The organism is Nostoc sp. (assembly GCF_054880495.1).
This window is the reverse complement of sequence record NZ_JBTYKD010000155.1, coordinates 1-7,381: the sequence shown is the minus strand read 5'-3', so window position 1 is coordinate 7,381 and position 7,381 is coordinate 1. Positions and strand designations below refer to the sequence as shown.

Annotated in this window: 2 protein-coding genes and 1 pseudogene; all 3 read left to right on the top strand. The window is 41.8% G+C overall.

Annotated elements, in window-relative coordinates; translation table 11 throughout:
- The first annotated feature begins 165 nt into the window (after positions 1-165).
- The 3 genes and pseudogenes from ACYTXL_RS15680 (at position 166) to hpsB (ending at position 6,868) form a co-directional block, all read left to right on the top strand.
- Positions 166-627, top strand: a pseudogene (locus tag ACYTXL_RS15680) (endonuclease domain-containing protein).
- 700 nt (positions 628-1,327) lie between these two features.
- Positions 1,328-6,124, top strand: coding sequence for a hormogonium polysaccharide biosynthesis protein HpsA (gene hpsA, locus ACYTXL_RS15675; protein WP_461925541.1), 4,797 nt, complete (start codon positions 1,328-1,330; stop codon positions 6,122-6,124).
- Between the two features lie 24 nt (positions 6,125-6,148).
- Positions 6,149-6,868, top strand: coding sequence for a hormogonium polysaccharide secretion pseudopilin HpsB (gene hpsB / locus ACYTXL_RS15670; protein WP_461925540.1), 720 nt, complete (start codon positions 6,149-6,151; stop codon positions 6,866-6,868).
- Positions 6,869-7,381: the final 513 nt, after the last annotated feature.

The following is a 7,381-nucleotide window of genomic DNA, read 5'->3' as shown; positions in this document are numbered from 1 at the left end:
GAGGTTATTATCTTATGAACACAGCGCCTAATCTCTTTTCCCCTCTCCTTACCAAGGAGAGGGGTGCCCGAAGGGCGGGGTGAGGTTATTATCTTGTAGGCTAGACAATAACCTCACCCTAACCCTCTCCTTATTAAGGAGAGGGGACTGGAATCGGAAATAAAAATGACTAAACTTTATAACAAAAATAGTGAAACAGAAAAAAGGCGACTGTTACGCCAAAATATCACAAAAGCCGAGAAACTTGTTTGGGATAAAATAAGAGATAGACAGCTAGAAAACTGCAAGTTTCGCAGACAATATAGTGTGGATAAGTTTGTTATGGATTTTTATAGTTCTGAATTTACAGCTATTTTCAGCTAAATAGACCACGCGGTAGGGGCACAGCAATGCTGTGCCCCTACGATACATGTGGTTCAAATACATGAAAACTGCTGTAAGTTAGCTATAGAAATTGATGGCGAAAGCCATTCTCAAGAAGGTGCTGCTGAATACGATAAGGCAAGACAAGAATTTATTGAATCAGCAGGAATTAAGTTTATTAGATTTACGAATAATGATGTGTATGCTAATTTGTCTGGGGTGCTGGAAAGTATTGCTCAGAATATACGAAATTTAAGGGGATAGTAGTTGAACCTCACCCCCAGCCCCTCTCCTTATTAAGGAGAGGGGAGCAGGATTAAACCTAAATCATAAAATTAATCTTCCTCATCACCAAAATCAGGTTTGATACCAAGTGCGCCTATCTGCTCTGCTAAACGTTCAGAGCATTGGGCGAATAGAATTCGCTACTACACAAACTCTCGTCCACCGATCTAGACTAATACAAAATCAAGGGCTTGCTAACCCACGGAGGTGGGTTTTGTATTTCGACTCCGCTCAACACAAGTCTGTATAGCCGCGACTTCCAGTCGCCCGGCGAATTTGAGCCGAACCTCTGATTATTTTGCACCTAACTGATATCTTTCCTTTAACAGGTGGGTATTATAAGCTTGCCATGCTAACAATATCTTCATAAATTTGCCTTCAAATAAAATACATTACCGCAATTCTACTGTGACATCATGCTTTTATTATTTCTGGAATTGGATTAAATAATTCTCAAAAAATCAGTATTTACCAGATAAGATGAACTACTGATAAATGATATAACTTTAATAAATTCTCTTTTGTTTTAGCTACTTTATTTGGAAGTTAGTAAAACCAGATACAGTAGTTGCATAAATATAATTTCATCTTTTGCCTAAAAAATTATTTTCTAGGCACAATTATCAATTTTGATAAAAAATGAAAAATCCGCTATAAATCACTTGACAGGGAAGCAGCTATGTCTCTAAAATCTCAGCTATTCAAGGTAATTCAAAAAACCTTTAGACAAACTAGCAAGCAGTTTTTATCTGCAATTAACAAGCAAATTATTTGGCTACTGCGGACTATTTCTGGCACTCGAAGAAGACGCGGCTCGGAGAATGCTGGGTTTTTGTTGCCGACAGTGGCGATGGTATCTTTAGTTGTTGTTCTGTTAACAACTGCGATTTTATTTCGGTCTTTTGAGCGCTCAAAAAATGCTAGTAATGTCCGCGTGAATCAGGCTGTACTTAACGCCGCAGCACCAGCCCTTGAGAGAGCTAGAGCAAAATTAAACAAGCTATTTACTGACAGCCAACTACCACGAGCCGTACCTTCAGATTCAGTTTTAGAGAGTACCTTAAGTAGTACTATTAATTTGCCTCAATATACTTTTGGAGACGAAACTCCACTAAAAGTACATTATGCTTATACAACTGTACCAACAGGAGAATCTCAGCCATCAGATTTGGCAACTGCATGGATGTTCCCCATTGATACAAATAATAATGGGAAATTTGACTCCTATACTCTTTATGGAATTTACTTCCGAACTCCGCCTGTAAATACTAATGGCACATACAGCCGCCCTAGAAATCCTCTAGAGGCAAGAACTCCGCCCATGACTACTGGTAGTGTAAGCAGCGCTTGTCAAAATAGTGTGGCAACAAGTGCTACTTTGGTGGGGACTTCGGGCTGGGTTAATATTGCTAGTCAGCTCCAAAAAAGCTTTTTTGTCTACACTGCTAATGTTCCCATCACTAACCCACCCACGACTGGTACTGATGCAGTTAATTACGAAGCTTTTACAGGGAATAAAGGTTTTTCGAGTTTAGAATATCAACAAGATCGTGTACAACTACCGCTAGTTAACAATGCGGTGGTTTATAACGATGATATAGAACTTACCCCCGGTACCACATTTAACCTAAATGGACGGATCTTGACTAATAGTAACTTCCTGACAGGTAGCAGTAATGCTAATATCACACTTTATCAGGTTAGTAGTCAAAATTCCTGTTTCTACAGTGAGGACAATGCCAAAATTGTTGTAGGTGGCAATTTAGGAGCCGGTGGTTTCACTGCTTCTGGTGATTCAAGTAACAGTACTGGAGTGCATTTATTCCGAGGCCAAGGAGTTGCTCCTAATACATCTTATACTGTTCAACCTAACAAATCAGTCACTGACCAACCGAATAATATTGCCTACAATAGCCTAGCTTATGTAACCCGCACCAATCTTTTGGTGCAAGCACAGGCGGCTAACGCTTCATCTACTGACCCACAGGAAGTCCAAGATGGCATTACACAGCAACTACAACTATTAAAACTAACCACATCTACTGCCAGTGCAGCGCAACTAGCTACTGTCCGTAATAACCAGTTAGTACTTTACTTTCAACAACGTACCCGCCGTGTACCCTATGGTGAAGTTGCTTTTGGTGGAGATGCAATAATAAATCCTACGACTAGTGTAGATTATACGGCGAGTACAGTCTTACAAGAAAGTGGTGAGTCACTCCGTCCACCAGACACTTGGGTTTATCCCTTTCAAGCTAGTGATGGTACAACTAAAACTAATTATTCCAATTTAACACTTAACATTAGTAGTCCTAACATGCTACCTAGTGCTACACAACCAACTACAGAACAACAACTAGGTAAAGAACAATACGTTGGCGATCGCATTTTGCTTGGCAATAACCTTCCTGGATTGTGGTGGAACGGAACGACATTTGTTGGTTCAGATACTACCACAGATACCCAAAATATTACCCAAAGTGGTACACCTATTAACTGGGATAACGGAAGTGGAACTCGCACTCGCAGCAGTCGTGTACAGCTACTAGCTGATTTAGGAACTGTTGTTCGAGATGGAGATTGGGAATCAGCAGCAGCTACAGTACCAACTACTGTCGGCGATCCTGTGGGTGGCTTACGAGTAGTCACTGGTGCAGGGATTTATTTGCCTCCAGGTTTTACTGTTAGTAGTACCCAAAGTGCCTTGAACACGGCGGCGGCGGCTACAAATAGAATTTGGTCAGATATGATGCCCGTGCCTAATACTATTGGCATTAATACTGATACTTACAATATTAATATAGTACTACCAGATACTACAAATACGCCGTATTTACGGATGCGGGCTACAACAGTTTATCACTACCAAGCTAGTGGCTACAGTGCGACAAGCCCTAAACCCATTGCTTGTATAAGTAGCTTCTACGACCCCACTAATAGCACTAAAGCTATTAACCTTGCAGCTCTTCCATATAACAATACGCCGTCTGGTGGCAACTCCCATAATGGTATTGTCTACGCAGCTCCAACAAAGACTGTTGCCAACTATTCAGCTTTACTAAACTACCAAGCTAGTTTAATGTATCCCAATGGGCGCTTGGTAAATGAAATACTGAGCCAAGCTCTAGCAGCTTCCTCTCCAACAATCTCACAACAGTCTGCTATTGATGCTGCTATTTGTGCCATCCAAATATTAGATGGTACTATCGGCTCTCCAAGTAATAGCGTCATCCCTCACGGCGCAATTTACGAAACTGCTTTTTTAGATGCCAGACAGATTAAGGCAATTCATAAAGATGTGCAAACAGATGGAAGTGGTAACATAATCCCAGGTAGAGAAACATTCACCAACGCTGATGGTGTAAATGGAAATGGAACTGTAACTGGGACACCACCAACACTTTGTTACTTTCAATATGCCTGTACTATTAATGCAACTGGGACAGTCGCAAACGTACCAGCTGCATCTGTTGGTTCAACGGCTCCAAACTATGACCTCGCCAAAGAAACCCGCCAACCTCTGGAAATTCGCGCCACTGTATTAGACATTAGTAAGTTAAAGGGAACAACTTATGGCACAGCAACAACGCAAGAATACTTAATTCCCAATAGCGGTATTATTTACGCTACTCGTGATGATGCACTTTTGGATTTAAGTGCTCCTTCTGGCATTACAGCAACAGACACTACGGCTACACAAATACAGAATAAAAAAGATACACAAAAAACAAGTAGCCCTGTAGACTTCATACTTGACCCAACTCGCCGTCCCAACGCCATCATGTTAATCAATGGCAACCCAATCTGGCGTGTTCAGACTTACAGAGATGCAGAAAAAGGCTTGGTTCTAGCTTCTAATTTACCTGTATATATTCAAGGCGACTTTAATAAACATACCCAACAAGAGTTTAATACAGCTCTAGCTAGTGATTGGGGCAATTTTTACTCTCGCACTGCATCAGACCTGAATCCAAACTTTGCTTGTCGTACTGGTGATCCTAGATTACCAAACTGTACCACTGGGGACGCATGGCGACCTGCCAGCGTGTTGTCAGATGCGATCACACTTCTTTCTACTAGCTATGTGAGGGGTTTCCGCAGCGATGGAGACTATGACCTAAATAATAACTTGGGGGATAACGCTTCTATTACCGCATTTCAGAACAATGGGTTTGCTACCAACAACACTAATGTTGTCAATGCTGCTTGGTATGACAGCGCTAATAATGACTATCCTCTTGCCAATACAAACCCATTAAATATAAACGGTTCTTACCTCAATAACCTTGTTACACCCATCCAGCGAAGGAGAAGTGCCCCAGAGTATTTAATGGAAGTATGTCCGAAACTACCTGTTTCAGCTTGCGATCCGGGTACTGGTACGGCTAATGGTTGGTGGGTAACACTACCCGGTGATCTTGCTGCATACCCAGCAGGTCTAACAGCCTCGGATGTTACTGGTACTCTTGGGCAGACTTTTTCTCTGAGTACTCATTTAGCAGGTACAACAGCACAATCACCGACTAATTCTAAATATCTAGGCTATCCTCGCCGTGTTGCCTTTCTCCGTAGTACTAATACATCTGATGGTACATTGGGACAACTTCAGCTTGATACTGGTACTAGTCCTAAACCAATCATTATAGGTATCCAGAGCGGGAAAATAACTTCATTTCCACTGAGTAGTTTTAGTTCTGCCGATTCTACCAAGAGACCAGATTCCACAGCTAATGCTCTATGGTTTCTAACAACAAACTCAGATAATACTGCATCTAATAATGATAATTATCCCCCAATACTACTTTCAGCACCAGCATTTACTACTAATACAACAACATTTACTGCTGGTACAAAAATCCAACCAGCTTTATCGCCAATGTTACAAATTCAAGTGCCTGTCGGACTTAATCAAAATGCATCATTTAACGATCTCAAAATAGGTCCTGGCGGTACACAAGATACTTTCTGGATGCAAAAAGCAACAGCCACCACCTTTAACTTAGTTGCAGCAGGGGGAGACACCCCAGCTCGTCCTACAGAAGATAATGGTGGCTTACACAACTTTGTCCGTTTCTTAGAAAATTGGAACCCAACTGGCAGCACAGGCGATGCTGTTGCAGCTATAATTAACGGCTCTTTTATCCAAAGAACTCGTAGTGCCTATGCTACTGCACCACTTGTAGCATACTTAAGTACCTCATCTCTTACACCATATCCGATCGCTAATAGCGGTGGTCAAATACCTTTTTACCTAGCTCCCATCCGGCAGTGGGGTTATGATGTCGCCTTACTGTCACAATCACCAGACGCATTTTCGCAAAAGTTAGCGATAACGCCAAATAACAAACCCAATGAGTATTTCCGGGAAGTTGGTCGAGATGATACATGGGTGCAAACGTTGTTATGTGCGAAAAAAGCCACAGACAGTAGTAATGCCGTCGATACCGATCAGCGTCCTACTAACTGCTCATCATAAAATTTCAGAAGCTGGTGATTAGCAATGATTAAGCACAAACAACAACAAATCCACCCATCTGGTGAGTCTGGTTTCACGATCATTGAGTCACTGGTAGCAATAATCGTGGTTGCTATTTTACTAGCAGCGATCGCGCCGACAATTGTGATTGCAACAGCAACTCGCGTCCAATCAAAACGCGTAGAACTAGCGACACAAGCTGTCAGAACTTTCATTGATGGTGTGAAAACCGGAGCAGTGCCAATTCCTGCTACCACTATTACATTGACTCTATCAGCTACTGCAACACCCAGGAGTTTAGGTGACAATTTACTTACCACCGGTGCCACCGGAAATATGCCAGTTCCTACAGCATCAACGTCGTTATATTGCGTGATAAAAGACGCAAACAATAACCTAACTATTAGCGCTCCAACCTGTACAAGCAACCTATTTTACATTCAGGCTGTAAAAGTTATAGTAGCAGGAAGTACCCCAATTGATACCACAACAAATCTGCCAATCGATGGTTACGGTTTGGGAATTCGAGTTTATGGGTCAAATATTGATTTTACTAAAACTGTCAATGCTAGCGACAGTAGTAACAATAAAAGACAAAACAGTTTCACTGGGACTTTGGGCAATAGCCAATCCCCACTAGTGGAAATGACCACTGTAATTGGTTCTAAAAACACTTCCTTCAATGCTCTGTGTCAGCGTCTTGCTGTTACTACCAGCACTACTACTAACAACACTTGTAATTAATCCTGTGCAGTCAGGTTGAAAGCTGACTTTTCAGGTTATGTGGAAAAATCAACGCGAAACCTAACCCCCTAGCCCCCTTCCCTACAAGGTAAGGGGGAAAATTCAAAGCCTCTTTACTTTTAGGAGCTACGGTGTACACACAAGTCATCGAATTACCCAAAAATCTTGAAAAACCTCACCCTGGTTATGCTACGCAAAACCTGTCCCTCTCCTTACTAAGGAGAGGGAAAGATTTACCCTTGGGTAAAGCGAGGGTGAGGTTTTTGATCTGTGGGTTATAGAGTCAATTTGGATAAGGTTTTCTGACTTGTGTGTACACGGTAGCCTCTTAGGAGAGAGGTTTTCCAGATATGTAGTAGTGAATATAATTCGCCTGGGCGACTAGAAGTCGCGGCTACACGAGACAAAAACTGCCTCCGCAGGTTAATAAACCCTTGAATTTGTATTAGTCCACGGAGGCGGACTTTGGTTGTGTAGTAGCGAATTATATTCGCCCAATACTTTTAAAATATC